General features: G+C 71.6%; 13 protein-coding genes. 5 read left to right on the forward strand and 8 right to left on the reverse strand.

Annotated features, from left to right (window positions below):
* Positions 1-214: 214 nt before the first annotated feature.
* From G3I40_RS43730 to G3I40_RS43745, 4 genes are all read right to left on the reverse strand, one after another.
* Positions 215-1,669 carry a M1 family metallopeptidase gene (locus G3I40_RS43730; protein WP_164560346.1) on the reverse strand — a complete coding sequence of 485 codons (1,455 nt, stop codon included), beginning with the start codon at positions 1,667-1,669 and terminating at the stop codon, positions 215-217.
* Complete coding sequence (locus G3I40_RS43735; protein ID WP_164560347.1) at positions 1,666-3,351, reverse strand: extracellular solute-binding protein; 1,686 nt, start codon at positions 3,349-3,351, stop codon at positions 1,666-1,668. Before G3I40_RS43735 ends, G3I40_RS43730 begins: the two co-directional genes overlap by 4 nt.
* 58 nt (positions 3,352-3,409) lie before the next feature.
* Positions 3,410-4,270 carry a carbohydrate ABC transporter permease gene (locus G3I40_RS43740; RefSeq protein ID WP_164560356.1) on the reverse strand — a complete coding sequence of 287 codons (861 nt, stop codon included), beginning with the start codon at positions 4,268-4,270 and terminating at the stop codon, positions 3,410-3,412.
* Between the two features lie 82 nt (positions 4,271-4,352).
* A complete protein-coding gene (locus tag G3I40_RS43745; RefSeq protein ID WP_239092304.1) occupies positions 4,353-5,318 on the reverse strand; it encodes an ABC transporter permease subunit in 966 nt (321 codons plus the stop codon).
* A 273-nt stretch (positions 5,319-5,591) separates the two neighbouring features.
* Between G3I40_RS43745 and G3I40_RS43750 the strand changes: the two genes are divergently transcribed.
* From G3I40_RS43750 to G3I40_RS43770, 5 genes are all read left to right on the forward strand, one after another.
* Positions 5,592-6,662, forward strand: coding sequence for a hydroxyacid dehydrogenase (locus G3I40_RS43750; protein ID WP_164560348.1), 1,071 nt, complete (start codon positions 5,592-5,594; stop codon positions 6,660-6,662).
* A gap of 95 nt (positions 6,663-6,757) precedes the next feature.
* Positions 6,758-7,858, forward strand: coding sequence for a LacI family DNA-binding transcriptional regulator (locus G3I40_RS43755; protein WP_164560349.1), 1,101 nt, complete (start codon positions 6,758-6,760; stop codon positions 7,856-7,858).
* Between the two features lie 214 nt (positions 7,859-8,072).
* Complete coding sequence (locus G3I40_RS43760) at positions 8,073-9,503, forward strand: M60 family metallopeptidase (protein WP_164560350.1); 1,431 nt, start codon at positions 8,073-8,075, stop codon at positions 9,501-9,503.
* Positions 9,504-9,605: 102 nt separating this feature from the next.
* A complete protein-coding gene (locus tag G3I40_RS43765) occupies positions 9,606-12,011 on the forward strand; it encodes a polysaccharide lyase 8 family protein (RefSeq protein WP_164560351.1) in 2,406 nt (801 codons plus the stop codon).
* A 122-nt stretch (positions 12,012-12,133) separates the two neighbouring features.
* On the forward strand, positions 12,134-14,038 hold the full coding sequence (locus G3I40_RS43770) for a DUF2264 domain-containing protein (RefSeq protein ID WP_164560352.1): 1,905 nt from the start codon (positions 12,134-12,136) through the stop codon (positions 14,036-14,038).
* A 28-nt stretch (positions 14,039-14,066) separates the two neighbouring features.
* Here the strand turns inward: G3I40_RS43770 and G3I40_RS43775 are convergent, their stop codons facing one another.
* Genes G3I40_RS43775 through G3I40_RS43790 form a run of 4 tightly spaced genes read right to left on the reverse strand, consistent with a single transcriptional unit; the run spans position 14,067 to position 16,036 of the window.
* Complete coding sequence (locus G3I40_RS43775) at positions 14,067-14,648, reverse strand: GAF domain-containing protein (RefSeq protein ID WP_164560353.1); 582 nt, start codon at positions 14,646-14,648, stop codon at positions 14,067-14,069.
* A complete protein-coding gene (locus G3I40_RS43780) occupies positions 14,645-15,250 on the reverse strand; it encodes an ATP/GTP-binding protein (RefSeq protein ID WP_164560354.1) in 606 nt (201 codons plus the stop codon). Before G3I40_RS43780 ends, G3I40_RS43775 begins: the two co-directional genes overlap by 4 nt.
* Complete coding sequence (locus G3I40_RS43785; RefSeq protein ID WP_164560355.1) at positions 15,228-15,599, reverse strand: DUF742 domain-containing protein; 372 nt, start codon at positions 15,597-15,599, stop codon at positions 15,228-15,230. Before G3I40_RS43785 ends, G3I40_RS43780 begins: the two co-directional genes overlap by 23 nt.
* A 2-nt stretch (positions 15,600-15,601) precedes the next feature.
* A complete protein-coding gene (locus G3I40_RS43790) occupies positions 15,602-16,036 on the reverse strand; it encodes a roadblock/LC7 domain-containing protein (RefSeq protein ID WP_164560358.1) in 435 nt (144 codons plus the stop codon).
* Between the last annotated feature and the right edge of the window lie 266 nt (positions 16,037-16,302).

Here is a 16,302-nt window from a genome sequence, read left to right on the forward strand (position 1 = left end):
TGCGGTGCGGCGTGCAGCACCTTGGGGGCGGGGGCGGCCTGGGCGGTGGGCAGCGGGGCCAGGGCGGCGGCCGCCGCGGCGAGGAACACCGCGGCCGTGCCGCGGAGCGTACGGGTGCCGGATCTCATGCGGGTGCCTTCCCTTGGGGCGGATCGGCGGATGCGGGCGGATTGCGGACGGGCGCGGGCTCCCGGCCTCCGGGGACCGCCGCCCGTCAGGACGCTGCGGACCATTCGGGGTGGCCCGGCATCGGCGGATTCACCGGCCCGAACAGCCAGTCCCGCAGGAAAGGGTCGAGCGAGCGGTCCCGCGTGACGTCGACCGCGTGCCGGATGAAGTCCTCGCTGGTGACGGTGCGGTCCTTGAACCGGCGCGGCCACTGCCCCATGATCCGGTCGAACAACCGTTGCCCGACGTGGAGTTGGAGGGCGTAGAGCACGAGTGCGCCGCCGTCGTAGATGTTGGTGCCGCCGAGCGCGCGGGGCAGCCCGGGCGGGCCGTCCTTGGCGCGGACCGCGTTCAGCCCGGCGTACGTCGTTTCCATCTTGTCGGCCATCACCGACCAGCCGCGCTCCTGGCTGTAGAGGGCGGCGTAGTACGTCGCGGGCCCTTCGTTGAGCCAGGCCTGCTGCCAGTCGTCCGGGGTCACGCTGTCGCCCCACCACTGGTGGGTCAGCTCGTGCACCATGGTGTTCTCGTACGTGGGGTTGCCGTCGGCGTTGGGCTTGAACCAGTTGGTGCCCATGAGCGTGAGCGTGGAGTTCTCCAGCGCGTCGGTGTACCCGTCGTAGATGTGGATGCCGTAGACGGAGAAGGGGTACTTCCCGAACTTGGCTTCCAGCCAGGCGAGATGGTCGGGCGTCCGGGCCACGATCGGACCGTACGTGTCCTCCTGGCCCTGCGGGACGACGTGCCGCAGCGGCAGGCCGGTGCGCGACGTGCCGTACAGGTACGTGCCCTTGACGACGGCGATCCCGAGGAGCTCGCTGGGCATCCGCTCGCGCAGGGCGAAGTGCCACACGGCCGACCCGTCGGCGCGCTTGTCCTTTCCGGTCAACTCGCCGTTGGCCGCCGCCACGTAGCCCTCGGGCGCGGAGAGGTGGAAGGTCCACGTCGCCTTGTCGGAGGGCGTGTCGTTGCACGGCATGAAGGTGTCCGCGCGGGAGGACTGCGCGGCGCAGGCGAAGCCGCCGTCGGTGCCGAACTTCCAGCCGGACAGGCTGGTGCGCGGTGCCTTGCCGTTGCCGCGGTAGGCGACGGTGACCGCGAAGGGCTGCCCCTTGTGCAGCGGGCGGGCGGGGGTGACGGTGAGCTCCTGGCCGGATGCGCCCGCGGACAGGGCGAAGGGGGCCGCGCGGCCGTTCACGGTGACCGCGTCGATGGTGTGGCCGTCGGTGTCCAGGTTGAACGCGGACAGGTCCTGCGTGGCCCGCGCGCTCATCTTCACGACGCCCGTGAAGTCGTACGTGACCGGGGTGAAGTCGAAGGTCAGGTCGTAGTGCGTGACCTGGTAGCCGCCGTTGCCGAGGGTCGGGTAGAGGGGGTCGCCGGCACCATCGGAGCCGGGGCGCGGGTCGAAGCCCTCGGCCAGGGCGACGGGTGCGGCCAGCGGGACCGTACAGGCGGCGATTCCGGCGCCCTTGAGGAGGGTGCGTCTGCTGGTGCTCACTTCTTCCCCTTCTTCGAGGACTGCTGGGAGGCCTGCTCGAACTCGGCGCGGCAGGTGTCGCCGCCGGCCTTGCGCCACTTCGAGACGAGGTCGTCGTAGGAGGACATCGGCTTACGGCCGGTGACGAGGTCCTTCACCCCGTCGAGGTGGATGGTGTAGAGGCTGCCCATGCCCTTGGAGTCCCAGGTGGGCGCCGTGTAGGCGAGTGTGGGGTCCTCGATCATCATCGGGATGAGCTTGGTGTACGCCTCGTGGACGTAGCGCGCCGCCTCCGGGTGGGTGGCGCTGAAGAACGCGGGCGTGGCGGAGGCCAGCTTGGACCAGGGGACGGTGACGTCCTGGGTGCCCTGCTTGGTGAGTACGGGTGTGCCGTTCTTGTCCCGCTTGTGGTCGGTGCCCTCGACGCCGTAGTTGATGAGCGTGTACTCGAGCGAGCCGAACGGGGAGGCGGCGAAGTCGGCGAGGCGCAGGAGTTCCTTCACGCGCTTGTCGTCGGCCTTGGTGAGGTGGCAGTTCTGCAGCGAGACGTTGTCGGTCCACACGACGGCGTCCTTGCCGACCGGGACCATCGGCCGCACGTCGTAGGACGTGTCGATGACCGCCATGGCGTCGACGTAGCCGCTGCCCGTGGTCAGGTAGGAGGGCATGCCGTCGTAGACGTACGCGGCCTTCCCGTTCTTGAACAGGTCGGTGTACTGGGCTTTCTGGGCGCCGGACATCTGCACGGTGCCGGGGTAGAAGCAGCCTGCCTTGTACAGCTTGGCGGCGGTCTCGACGGCGTGCCGGAACGCCGGGTCCTCCAGCTGGTAGGTCCACTTGCCCGTCTTGCGGTCGTGCTTCCAGAAGTGCTGGGCGCCGGTGGACATGGCGAGCAGGTTCGTGCTGCCGCCGGTGAAGAAGTACCGCTTCTTCTTCTCGTCGGTGAGGTCCTTGGCGAGTTCCACGAGCCGTTCGACGCTGTCGATCTGGTCGAGGTCGGTGACGCCCGCCTGCGCGAGGAGGTCGGCGCGGTAGAAGCCGGCGCCGCCGCTGCCGGAGCGGGCGATCGGGATGCCGTAGAGCTTGCCCGCGTAGATGGCGTCCTGCCACGCGTACTCCGGGATGGCGGCCAGGTTCGGGTAGTCCTTGACCTTGTCGCCGGACAGGTGCGGGGTCAGGTCGGCGCACTTCGCGGTGAGGAAGGCGCCCTTGTTGTCGACGCCGCCCGTCTCCGGGTACATGAAGATGTCCGGCAGCTGGTCACCGGCGATCATGGTGGAGAACTTCGCCGGGTAGTCGTCGGCGGGCACGGCCGTGAAGTCGACCTGACCGCCGAGCAGCTTCTCGATCTCCCGCCAGGCCGCGTTCTTGCCGCGCCCGGGCGGCAGCGGGGAGTAGGTCTCGGTGACCGCCGTTATCTTCTTGGCGCCCTTGAGAGGGGTGCCCTTGGTGGCGCGGGCCGGGTGCGCGGGGTACGTGAGGAAGGCGTCGGGCACTCCTGCCGCGGTGCCGGGCAGGTCGGCGTTGACGCCGATGGAGCGCAGGGTGGTCGTCGGGATCAGCTTGGCGCTGTTCGCCTCGGCCTTGGCCGCGGTGCCGCCGTCACCGCAGGCGGCGAGCAGCGGGGCGGCGACGACGGCGAGGCCGGCGCCCGCACCCCAGCGGAACAAGGTGCGGCGGTTGAAGGACGTGGTGGCGGACATCGAGAGGCTCCTCAACACGAGGGAGAACAGGGCGAGTTGGGGGGTGCGGGCAGCGGTGTCAGCCCTTGACGGCGCCGGTGAGCACGCCCTTGGTGAAGAACCGCTGGAGGAACGGGTAGACGAGCAGGATCGGCACGACCGCGATCACGAGGACGGCCATCTGCACGGCCTGCTGCGGCGCCACCGCCTCACCGGCCGCGCCGGAGTCCAGGGACTGCCCCTGGAGGATGAACGTGCGCAGCACCATCGGCAGCGGCCACTTGTCGTTGTCGCCGAGGTACAGCAGGGCGTTGAAGTACGCGTTCCAGTACGCGACCGCGTAGAAGAGGCCGACGACCGCGACGACCGCCTTGGACAGCGGCAGCACGACTTGGACGAGGGTGCGGAAGTCCCCTGCCCCGTCCACCTTCGCGGCGTCGTACAGCTCCTCGGGCAGGTTCATGAAGAAGGCGCGCATCACGACGAGGTTGAACGCGCTGACCATGGTGGGCAGGACGAGCGCGGCGAAGGTGTTGTAGAGGCCGAGTTCCTTCACCAGAAGGAAGTTGGGGATGACGCCCGCGTTGAACAGCATGGTGAACAGGGCCGTCATGAGGATGAAGCGCCCGCCGACGATGCCGCGCCGCGAGAGCCCGTACGCCATGCCGATGGTGGCGAGGAGGCTGCATCCGGTGCCGAGCACGGTGACACCGACGCTGACGAACAGCGCGCGGGTCACGCGGCCGCCGGTGAACGCCGTGCGGTAGGCGTCGAGGTTGGGGTGGTCGGGCCACAGCACGAGGCCGCCCGTGCGGATGATGTCGGACTGCGAGGCGAAGCTGGTGCCGATCACACCGAACAGCGGGTACGCCACCAGGCCCACGACGAGGACGAGGGCGAGGCCCTTGAGGACGAGCCCGGCCTTGGTGGGGCGCTCCATCCAGGGCGGGCGGGCGCCGGAGGGGCGCAGTTGCGCGGGCGCGGACGCGGCCGGTGCGCGGCGCGTCGTCACGGTGGTCGTCTCAGTGGTCAGCACCGCGGTACACCCCTTCATGGCCGAGCCGGTGGGCGAACTTGTTGGCGCCGATGACCAGCACCGTCCCGATGGCGGCCTTCACCAGGCCGACGGCGGCCGCGGTGCCCCACTGGTTGTCCTTGATGCCGTGGAAGTAGACGTAGGTGTCGAGCACCTCGCCGGCCCCGGCGCCGACGGCGTCGCGCTGGAGCAGGATCTGCTCGAAGCCGACGGTGAGGATGTTGCCGAGGTTGAGGATCAGCAGCAGCACGAGCACCGGGGAGAGGCCGGGCAGCGTCACGTGCCAGAAGCGTCGCCAGCGGGCCGCGCCGTCCATGGCGGCCGCCTCGTACAGTCCGCGGTCGATGGACAGCAGCGCGGCGAGGACGATGATCGTGCCCCAGCCGGCGTCCTTCCACATGACCTGCAGGGCGAGCAGCCAGGGGAAGGCGTTCGGGTCGGTCATCATGTCGTAGCGCGGCAGGCCGACGGCTTCGAGGAGGTCGGGGACCACGCCCGCGCCGCCGAGGATCTGCTGGAAGATCGAGACGATGATGACCCAGCCGATGAAGTGCGGCAGATAGACGACGCTCTGCACGAAGCGGCGCAGCTTGTCGCTGACGATGCTGTTGAGCAGCAGGGCGAGCCCGATCGGCACGGGGAAGAACAGCACCAGCTGGACGAGCGCGATCTTCAGGGTGTTGACCGTCGCCGACCAGAAGTCGGGGTCGGCGAAGGCGTTCGTGAAGTTCGTGAAGCCGGTCCAGGCGCTGTGCATGTAACCCAGATAGGGCTGGTAGTCCTGGAACGCCACCATGTAGCCGAGCAGCGGCACGTAGTGGAACACCACGAAATACAGGAAGCCGGGCAGGCACAGCAGCAGCATCACCTTGTCGCGCTTGAGGCGCTGCCACAGGGTCTTTCGGGGAACGACGACGGGTGGTGCCGCGGTGGGCGGTGCGGGAGCAGTCATGGGGCGGTCCTGTCCGGCCGGATGGCGCAGAAGCTGTGTCGCACGTAACTGGGTGTCTGCGGCCGCAAGTTAGTAAGCGGTTAACCCCATCGTCAAGAGATCCGTGGAACAGCCACGTAAAACCGATGCCTTCAATGAGGCTTTCTCGCGCGCCATTTCGCGTACTAACCGGACAACTCGCCCCACCTCGCCAGCCGTTAACCTTGACGGTCATGCCGAGCGCTCCCTAGCGTGCGGTCACGCCATAGAACACGTTTACTGTCCGGAGGCAGGGTGCGTACCACTGACGAGGCGCCGGTCGAGGCCATGGCCGCCGATGCCACACCGCCCCCGCGGCGGCCCCGTACGGTTCTCGCGATGGACTCCGCGGTCCTCGACGACGTCTTCCCGCCGGCCGTGCGGGCCCGCCTCGAAGAGACCGCCGACATCCAACCGCCCCGCGTGGTAAGGGAGTTCAGCAGCCCTCAGGCGCGGGCCGCGCTCGCCGAGTGCGAGGTCCTGCTCACCGGCTGGGGGTGCCCGGCGATCGACACCGCGGTGCTCGACCGGGCGCCCCGGCTGCGCGCGGTGATCCACGCGGCCGGAACCGTGAAGACGTTCCTGAGCCGGGACGCGTACGCCCGCGGCATCGCCGTCTCCTCGGCGGCGGCGGCCAACGCGGTGCCGGTCGCCGAGTTCACCCTCGCCGCGATCATCCTGGGCGCCAAACGGGCCTTCCCGCTCTCCCACCTCTTCCGCACCCGGCGCACCCACCGCACCGGCGCCGACCTGGACCGGCACCACTGGCTGGGCACCCACGGCATCACGGTCGGCATCATCGGCGCCTCCCGGATCGGCCGCCGCGTCGCCGAACTGCTGCGCGCGATCGACGCCGAGGTGCTGCTGTACGACCCGTACGTCGGCGACGCCGAGGCGGCACTGCTCGGCGCGACCCGCACCGACCTGGACACCCTGGTCGCCACGAGCGACGTCGTGAGCGTGCACGCGCCCGACACCGAGGAGACGCGGCACCTGCTCGACGCGCGCCGCCTCGGCATGATGCGCCCGGGCGCCCTGCTCGTGAACACCGCACGGGGCCCGCTCGTGGACACCGCGGCCCTCACCGAGCACCTGGTCAGCGGCCGGATCGACGCCGTCCTCGACGTCACGGACCCGGAGCCGCTGCCCGCCGACCACCCGCTGTGGGGCCTGCCCAACGTCTTCATCACCCCGCACATGGCGGGCGCCCAGGGCAACGAGGTCGGGCGGCTCGGCGCGCTCGCCGTCGACGAACTCGCCCGCTACGCGCGCGGGCTCCCGCTCAACCACCCCGTACTCCTCGACGACCTGGAGCGGATCGCGTGAGCGGACCCGCACCGCACGTCATAGGCTCTGGGACGGGCGGAGGACCACAGACGGATCAGCAGGCAGACGAGCACGACCACCAGGGGGTGAGCCGGATGTCCCGGCAGAGTTCCACGGCACCCGGCAGCGGCGGACCCGCCGGGCAGCGCCGCGCGACCGTCGTCGACGTGGCCCGGCACGCCGGCGTGTCCACGGCGACCGTGTCCCGCGTGATGAACCGCAACTATCCGGTGGCCGCCGCGACGCGCGAGCGCGTGGAGGCGGCGATGCGCGAGCTCGGCTATGTGGTCAACGCCCATGCCCGCGCCCTCGCCGGCGTCTCCGGCCGCACGGTCGGCATCATCGTCAGCGAACTGATCGACCCCTTCTACGCGTACATCGCCCGCGGCGTCGAACGCGAGGCCACCGACGGCGACCGGCTCTGCCTGGTGTGCTGCACCCAGGGCGATCCGCAGCGCGAGCTGGCCTTCATCGAGCTGATGCACGAGCGGCGCGCGGACGCGGTGGTGCTCGTCGGCGGCAGCGTCGACGACCGCGACTACAAGGTCGAACTCGCGCGCCGAGCACGTGAGTTGGATGCGGGCGGCTCGAAACTCGTGCTGTGCGGCCGTCCCTCGATCGGCAACGGCGCGCCCACGGTCGGCGTCGAGTACGACAACGAGGGCGGCGCCTTCGCCCTCACCGACCACCTGATCACGCAGGGCCACGAGCGGATCCTGTACCTCGGCGGGCCGCCCGGGCTGTCCACCGCCAAGGACCGGCTCGCCGGGCATCGCCGCGCGCTCGAACTGCGCGGCATCGCGCGCGACCCCGAGCTGGAGCAGCCCGGGGCGTTCAGCCGCGCCTTCGGCTACCGGCGGATGAGCGAACTGCTGCGACAGGGGCCCGGGTTCACCGCGGTGTTCGCGGCGAACGACATCGTGGCGGCCGGCGCGGCGCAGGCCATGGAGGAGGCGGGGGTGCGCGTCCCGCAGGACGTCTCCCTGGTCGGGTACGACGACATCCCGGTGGCGCAGGAGCTGCGGCCCCGGCTGACGACGGTCCGGATCCCCCTGGAGGAGATGGGCCGCCAGGCGGTGCGGGTCGCACTCAACGGCGGTGACGAGGACGACTGGCGCGCCCCCACCACCGGCACGCTGCGACTCGGCACACAGCTCGTGGTGCGGGACTCGGTGGCACCCCCGCAGCGCCGCTGAGGCACGGCCGAGGCACCCCGGGCACCCCTCCCCGGCCCCCCGCGATGCGCAATTCTGCGCGAACCAGCACTGCTTGACGTAGTAACGAACAGAAATTCCCCGGACCCTCTTGCGGCCGGATAGCAAACGCTTACATGCTGGCGCGCAGCTCCATCGCGCCCCACGACCGTCCCGCCCCTCGCTCCGACGTTCTTCGTCCCATGGGAGTCTCCGGATGCGCCCTGCCCACCCCGCACTTCCCACCCCCGCCACTGCCGCCAGTGCCGCCCTGGCCTCCCGGCGCTTCGGGCGTCGCTCGCTGCTCGCCGGACTCGTAGGAGCCGGCGGCGCCGCACTCCTGAGCGGCGCGGGGACCGCCGCCGCCTCGACCCCGGCCTCGTCCCCCGCGACGCACGGGGACACCCTGCACATCACGGCGTTCCCGGACGCCGAGTCCGAGCGCCTGCGCCTGGACCGCTCGCTGCGCGCCAGTGAGTTCCTGCCCACCGGGCGCTGGGCCGCGCCGGGCGCCTCCGTCACCGTCCGCGTGCGCCCCGCGCAGGGGACGCTGCCGGTCCTGCACATCGGGACGTTCGACGACTACCACACCAACCCCGATCTCAAGGCCCCGCGGGTGTTCACGCTGAAGCCCGGCCTGAACACCGTCAGCGACGTCTACGGCGGCCCCCTGTACCTGAGCTTCGCCGGGCACGGCCAGCGCGCCGCCGTCACGTTCGTCTCCGGCGCCGCACGGATGGCCACCTTCGTCCTCGGCCGCACCACCGAGGCCGACTTCCAGCGGCAGCTCGACACGATCACGGACGTACCCTGGGTCGAACTCACCACCGACCAGGCCATCTTGACCCTCACCCGCGAGGGTGCGCTGCTCTACCGGGGCGAGGACCACATCGCCCTCATGACCTTGTTCGACACGGTCATCGACTCGCACAACCGCATCAGCGGCCTCGACGGCCGCCACCCCCTCGACCGCCCCAAGGCGGGCCGCTACCACTTCAACGAAGTCAGCGTCGTGCCCAAGGGCGTCGGCGCCTACGCCTGGCACGGCTTCAACGGCTTCCCCCGCGCCTACATGGACCGGCTGTGCACGGTCAGCGGCCTCACGACCCGCGGCTGGGGCCTGTACCACGAGCTGGGGCACCTCCATCAACAGGCCGCCTACCAGGCGGGCACGCTCACCGAAGTCACCGTCAACATCTACTCGCTGGCGGCGCAGCGCACCCTGCGACAGCCCTCGAACCTGCTCACGGTCGACGCGGCGACCGGACTCAACTGGTTCCAGTCCGCGCAGGCCAAGCTCGGCACGCCCGGCCTCTCCTACGTCGACGACCTCGGTGCGTACGAACAGCTCGTCCCCCTACGACAGTTGGAGCTCGCCTTCGGCGAGGACTTCTGGCCGCGCCTGCACCGGCTGGTCCGCGCCGAGCACCAGCACGACGCACCGGTCGAGGACTACGACCATCCGCCGGAGGTGGAGGCCCGCCAGTACCGCACCCTCGCCACCTGCGCCTCCCGCACGGCCGGCCGCGATCTGACGGACTTCTTCGTGCACCGGTGGGCGATGCCGATCGACGCCAGGGGGCAGGCGGAGATCGCCGCCCTGCGGCTGCCCGCGCCCACGGTCGATCCGAGCACCCTCGCGGACTGACGGGCGCGCCGGGAAGGGGCGCCGGACCTTGGGTGCCCCCTCCCTCTTCCCCCGCCCCGCACGGCGTCTCCCCGCACCCGCACCCCTGAGGAGAAGACCTCCATGACCCCCTCCGGCCCTCTCGGTCGCCGCTCCGTCCTGGCGGGTCTCGCCGGTGTCGCGGGCGCGGGCGCTCTCACCCTCGCGGGACGCGCCGCAGCCGACGACGCGGACACCGACCCGTACGAGGCGCTCCTCGCCCGCGCCGAGCAGCAGCTCACCGGCGGCGCGTTCGACACCGAGGACCCCGATTTCGCGGCCGCGCTCACCGCCCTGGACACCCAGGCCGCCGCCTGGTGGCAGCAGCTCGACACGTCCGCCGGGCGCACGGCCCTGTGGCCGGACCTCTCCCCTGCCTCCGACCCCGGCATGTTCGGCCAGAGCTATCCGCGGCTGCGTACGCTCGCCACGGCCTGGGCCACGCCGGGCACCTCGCTGACCGGCGACGCGGCCGTGCTCGCCGGGCTCGTCGACGCCCTGCGCCTCCTCCACAGCGCCGGATACAACGAGACCCGGTCGGAGTCCGGCAACTGGTGGTTCTGGGAGATCGGCGCACCCCGCGCGCTCCTGGACACCTGCGTACTGCTCCGCGCGCACCTGCCCGCCGACGACCTCGCCGCGTATCTGAGGACCGTCGCCCGCTTCGTCCCGGACGCGGACCGCCGCACCAACTCCCCGAGCCTGGCCGAGACCGGTGCCAATCGCGCCGACAAGGCGGTCATCGTCGCCCTGCGCGGCCTGCTCGCCCGCGACGCCGCCACGCTCGCCCTCGCCCGCGACGGCCTGTCCGACGTCCGCGGCGGCGGGAAGAACAGCCTTTTCCAGTACGTCACTTCGGGCGACGGGTTCTCCACCGACGGGTCGTTCGTCCAGCACGACTGCGTCGCCTACACGGGCACGTACGGGAGCATCCTGCTCGGCAGCGCGGGCCAGCTCATCGCTCTCCTGGCCGGCTCGGACTGGGCCGTCACCGACCCGGCGGTCACGGTGCTCCACGAGGCCGTCGAGCGGTCCTTCTCCCCCGTCCTGTTCGACGGGGTCATGATGGACGCGGTGCGCGGCCGCGCCATCTCCCGCGAGCGTGCCCGCGACCACACCGACGGCGCCATGGCCGTGTCGTACATCCTCCAACTCGCGGACGGCGCTCCGCAGTCGTACGCGGACCGCTGGCGCGCGGCGGCGAAGGGCTGGATCCTGCGCAACAAGGAGACCCCCTACGCCGGCCTGGTCGGCGTCCCCGCCCTGGCGCGCGCGAAGGCCGTCCTCGACGATCCCTCGGTGCGTCCCGCGGACTGGCTCACCGGGCACGTCGTGTTCGCCGACATGGACCGGGTGGTGCACCGGCGCCGGAGCTGGGCCTACGCCCTGTCGCTGTCCTCGCGGCGCATCAGTGCGTACGAGGCGGGCAACGGCGAGAACCTGCACGGCTGGTACACCGGCGACGGCATGACCTACCTGTACGACGGCGACGACCTCGACGCCTTCGGCGACGGCTTCTGGCCGACCGTCGACCCGTACCGGCTGCCGGGCACGACCGTGGACACGCGCGCCCGGACCGATCTCGGCACGGGCGGCGGCACCAGCACGTTCCGGCCGAAGAACGCCGTCGCGGGCGGCGCCGTCCTCGACGGACAGTACGGCGCGGCGGCTATGGAACTGGTCGCCGACGGGTCGACCCTGCGCGCCAAGAAGGCCTGGTTCTGCCTGGACAACGCGGTCGTCGCGCTCGGCGCGGACATCACGGCGAGCGACGGCCGCACCGTCGAGACGGTCGTGGAGAACCGGAACCTGCACGCCGACGGCGCTCCCCGGCTCGTCATCGACGGCCACCGGCAGCCCTCGGGGCCGGGCTGGTCGGCGTCGCTGCCCGACGCCCGCTGGGCGCATCTGGAGGGGACGGGCGGCTACGTCTTCCCCGCCCGTGGCCCACTGCGCGCGCTGCGCGAGGAACGCACCGGCACCTGGCGCGCCCTCAACTCCGGCGCGGACACCGGCGGCAGCACCACCCCCGTCACCCGCCGCTACGCCACCCTCTGGTTCGACCACGGGGTCTCCCCCGCCGGCGCCTCCTACGCCTATGTCCTGCTGCCCGGCGCCAGTGCCGCCACGACGGCCGTCTGGTCCCTGTCCCGGCCGGTCCGGATCGTCGCCAACGACGCCACCGTCCAGGCGATCGAGTCGCCCCGGCTCGGACTGCTCGCCGCGCACTTCTGGGCCGCGGGCACGGCCGGCGGCCTGCGCACGGACGGCCCCGGCACCGTCCTCGTGCGCCGTCAAGGCCAGCGGGTCACGGTGGCGGTCGCGGACCCGGGCCGCACCGCGACGAGCCTGACGGTCCACCTGCCCTTCCCCGTACGCCGCGTCCTGCGCGCCGACGACACGGTCACCGTCGCCCCGGGGCGACGGCCGGTCCTCACCGTCCGGGTCGGCGGCTCGCGCGGCCACACGCACACCGCCGAACTCGCCTGATCGCGGGCCCTCTTCACCATCTACGCCGGGCCACAGCACACCTAAAATCCGGCGAAGGGCGACGAGGATCATCGCCACAACCCACCACCCCCGCCTACCGACCGAGGAGCCAGCGAACCACCATGCCCGCCCCGTACTTCTCCCTGCCGCCCACCGATCGTGTCCGCTCGCCGCTGACGGGGTGGACCCGGGCGCACTGGGAGGCCCTGGCCGACCGTCAGCTGGACGCCCTGGTGCCGTACGCGACCCCGGGGTTCGCGCAGTACCGGCTGCCCGGGCGGGCCAGCTGGTCAGGGGTCGTCTCGGACGGGCTCGAAGGATTCGCTCGGACATTTCTGCTGGCCTCCTTCCGGATAGCGGGCGCCTGCGGTGCGGGCGACGAGACCTCCGTCTCCCACGTGATCGAACGGTATACGCAGGGTCTGACAACGGGCACGGACCGTGACAGCGGGGAGGCCTGGCCCGAACTCACGGACTGCTCCCAGCAGATGGTGGAGGCCGCCTCGATCGCGATCGGTCTACACGAGACGCGACCGTGGATCTGGGACCGGCTCGACACCCGGGTGCAGGAGCGGGTCGTCGACTGGTTCTCCGGCTTCGTGGGCGGCCGGACGTGGGACAACAACTGGCGCCTGTTCCAGGTGGTCTCCGAGCAGTTCCTCGCCTCGGTCGGCGCACCGTTCAGCCAGGGCGACATCGACGGCGGGCTCGACCGGATCGAGGACTGGTACGTCGGCGACGGCTGGTACACCGACGGCGACGGCCGCAACTTCGACTACTACATCGGCTGGGCCATGCACCTGTACCCGCTGCTGTGGGCCCGCATGGCCGGGCCGGACGGCGACGGCGGCCGCGGCAAGGTGTACCGCGAGCGGCTGGCCCGGTTCCTGGCGCCGTACCCGCAGTTCTTCGGCGGGGACGGCGCTCCGGTGCACCAGGGCCGCTCCTTGACGTACCGGTTCGCCGCGACCGCGCCGGTGTGGATGGGGGCGCTGGCCGACTGCACGCCGCTAGCACCCGGCCTGACCCGGCGCCTGGCGTCCGGCACGGCCCGGCACTTCGTGGAGCGCGGCGTCCCGGACCGGCGCGGGCTGCTGCCGCTGGGCTGGTACGACACGTTCCTTCCCGCGACGCAGGCGTACTCGGGCCCGGCCTCGCCCTACTGGGCCAGCAAGGGCTTCCTCGGTCTGCTGCTGCCCGCCGACCACCCGGTGTGGACGGAGCGCGAACTCCCGCTGCCCGTCGAGCAGTCCGTCCAGTACACCGCGCTCCCCGCCCCCGGCTGGCTGCTGCACGGCACCCCGCACGACGGCATCGTCCGCCTGGTCAACCACGGAAGCGACCACAACCCGCTCGACGGGCCCGCCACCGACGACCCGCACTACGCCAAGATCGCCTACTCCACGGCCACCGCCCCCGAGTCGGCCGCGCACGCCTGGGCCCGCACCGTCGACAACCACCTGGCGCTGCTGTCCGCCGACGGGACCCCTTCGCGCCGCCGCCGCATCCACCCCCTCACCTGCGAGGGGCGCCGCGCCTCGTCCCGTCACGACGCTCAACTCCCGGGGTCCGACGAGGAGTTCCCCATCGAGTCGACGAGCGTCCTGCACGGGCCGTGGGAGCTGCGGGTCCACCGGGTGCAGGCCCCGGCGGGCTGCGCCGTGCGCGAGGGCGGGCACGCGGTCGCCGACGCCACGCGTCCACACGCCGAGCAGGGACCCGGCTGGGCGCTGACGCGCACGGAGTCCGGTCTGACGAGCGCCGTCGTGGCCCTGCACGGCTGGGACGAGGAGAGCGGCGTCGCGCGCGAGGTCGAGGCCAACGCCTACGGACCGCACTCGGCGACCCCGTACCTGCGCGCCGCACAGCACCCCGGCGGCGGCAGCGTCCATGTCACCCTCGTGGTGCTGACCCGCGACGTCGTCCACCCGCAGGCCCTGCGGGAGTCCCTCGTATGCGCGGTGGACGGGGCCGAGGACGGACAGGTGCGCGTCACGTTCCCGGACGGTGAGACCGTGACGGTGTGACGGCCAGGCCCGGTCCGGCGCGGGGCCGTCACACCATGAGGTCCCCGCGCCGCCGCACCATGTCCATCAGTTCGCCGGCCATGGCCTTGATCGTCGCCAGGCCGGCCCGGCCCCAGGGGCACGGGTCGGTGTCCACCACGCACACGGTGCCGAGCGCGAGCCCCGTACGGTCGTCGATCAAGGGGGCGCCCAGGTAGGAGCGGATCCCGATCTCGTCGACCACGGGGTTGCCCGCGAACCTCGGGTAGTCGCACACGTCTTCCAGGACGAGTGCTTTGCGCCGCACCACTACATGAGGGCAATAGCCGTGGTCGCGCGCCATGTAGCGGGCCACGCCGACGTCGGTGGACTCCGCGGCCGCCGCGCCGAGTTCCGCGCCCCGGTGGTTCCCGTCCGGGGTGTGCAGCCCGGCGAAGAACTGGCGGTTCTCGTCGATGAAGTTGACCATGCCGTAGGGCGCTCCGGTCACCTCGGCGAGCCGGTCCGCGAAGAGGTCGAAGGCCGGCTCCGGGCGCTGCCCCAGATCGAGGCGGCGCAGCCGTCGCGCCCGCTCGGGCCCCTCCCGGTCGCTCGGTGTCAGCAGGAGGCGGCCCGTCGCGTCGTACGTCATGTGTGGGCCCCGAAGCCGGACCCGGTGGCCGCCGGCGCCGCGTGGGCCAGCAGGTGCCTGACCAGGGTGAGCAGGGTCTGGATGCCGGAGCTGGAGATGCGCGCGTCGCAGCGCACGACGGGGACCTGGGGGTCGAGGTCGATGGCGGCCCGCACTTCCTCGGGTTCGTAGCGGTAGGCGCCGTCGAACTCGTTGACCGCCACGATGAATCCCATGCCGCGCTCCTCGAAGAAGTCGACGGCGGCGAAACAGTCCTCGAGGCGGCGGGTGTCGGCGAGGATCACCGCGCCGAGCGCGCCCTCGGACAGTTCGTCCCACATGAACCAGAAGCGTTCCTGCCCGGGCGTGCCGAAGAGGTACAGCACGTGTTCGGGGTCGAGAGTGATGCGGCCGAAGTCCATGGCGACGGTCGTCTCGACCTTGTTCTCGATGCCGTCGAGGTCGTCGGTCGCGGCGCTGACGGTGGTGAGCAGCTCTTCGGTGCTGAGCGGCGCGATCTCGCTCACCGCTCCGACGAAGGTGGTCTTGCCGACCCCGAACCCGCCCGCGACCAAGATCTTCAGCGCGGTGGGGAAGGGGTCAGAGCTGACGTCGTAGTCCATCGAGCACTGCCTCCAGTAGGGACCGGTCAGTGGGGTTGTCGTGGAACGTGGGGGGCTTGGTGGTGAGCGCTCCGCAGTCGACGAGGTCGGACAGGAGGACCTTGGTGACGGCTGCGGGCAGTCGCAGATGGCCGGAGACCTCCGCGACCGATGTCGGATGCGCGCACAGGTCGAGCGCCTGGCCGTGTTCGGGCCCCAGATAGCCGAGGGGGGTCGCCCCGGTGGCCATGACCAGGGACAGCAGGTCCATCGACGTGCTCGGCCGGGTGCGTCCGTTGCTGATCGTGTACGGGCGCACGAGCCTGCCTGCCGCGCCGTCGAGCCATGGCCCGTCCTGCGGGGCCGACACCCTCAATTCCTCATCGCCGTGGGCTCGGCGGAGGGCTGGCGGGGAGCGGTCACCAGGTAGGGGCGCACGCTCTTGACGAGCATGGCCATCTCGTAGCCGAGGACGGCGGCGTCGGCCTCCCGCCCGGCGAGCACCGCGAGGCACGTGCCGGATCCGGCGGTGGACACGAACAGCAGGGTGGAGTCGAGCTCCACCACCACCTGCCGGACGTCGCCGCCGTCACCGAACCGCACCCCGGCGCTGCGGCCGAGCGAGTACAGGCCGGACGCGAGGGCCGCCATGTGGTCGGCGCTGTCGACGTCGAGTCCGTGCACGGACTTGACGAGGCCGTCGGACGAGAGGAGCACGGCGCTGTGGGTGTGGGGAACACGCTGGACGAGGCCGCTCATCAGCCAGTCGAGATCGGACACATGACCCGTCGGCACATCGCTCGCCATGGGGATCGACTCCTTGGTGGACTGCTGGGTGTGGTGCTGGTCGGGGGAGGCCGAGGTGGCGCGGTGGCGCCCGACGGCTATCGCCCCGCGGTACGGGTTCGTGGTCGTACGCGCCCGGCTCATCCGGCAACTCCGCCCTCGTCGTCCCCGGCCGGGGGTGCCAGGTGCGGCGCCTCACGCGGTTCGGCCTCCTCGGCGAGCGTGATGCCGCGCCGGAACGCGGCCATCAGCCCCGGGTCGTGCCCGACCGGCGGCTCGTCGTCCGG

It is taken from the genome of Streptomyces sp. SID14478, assembly GCF_010548525.1.
In the GTDB taxonomy this organism is placed as follows: Bacteria; Actinomycetota; Actinomycetes; order Streptomycetales; family Streptomycetaceae; genus Streptomyces.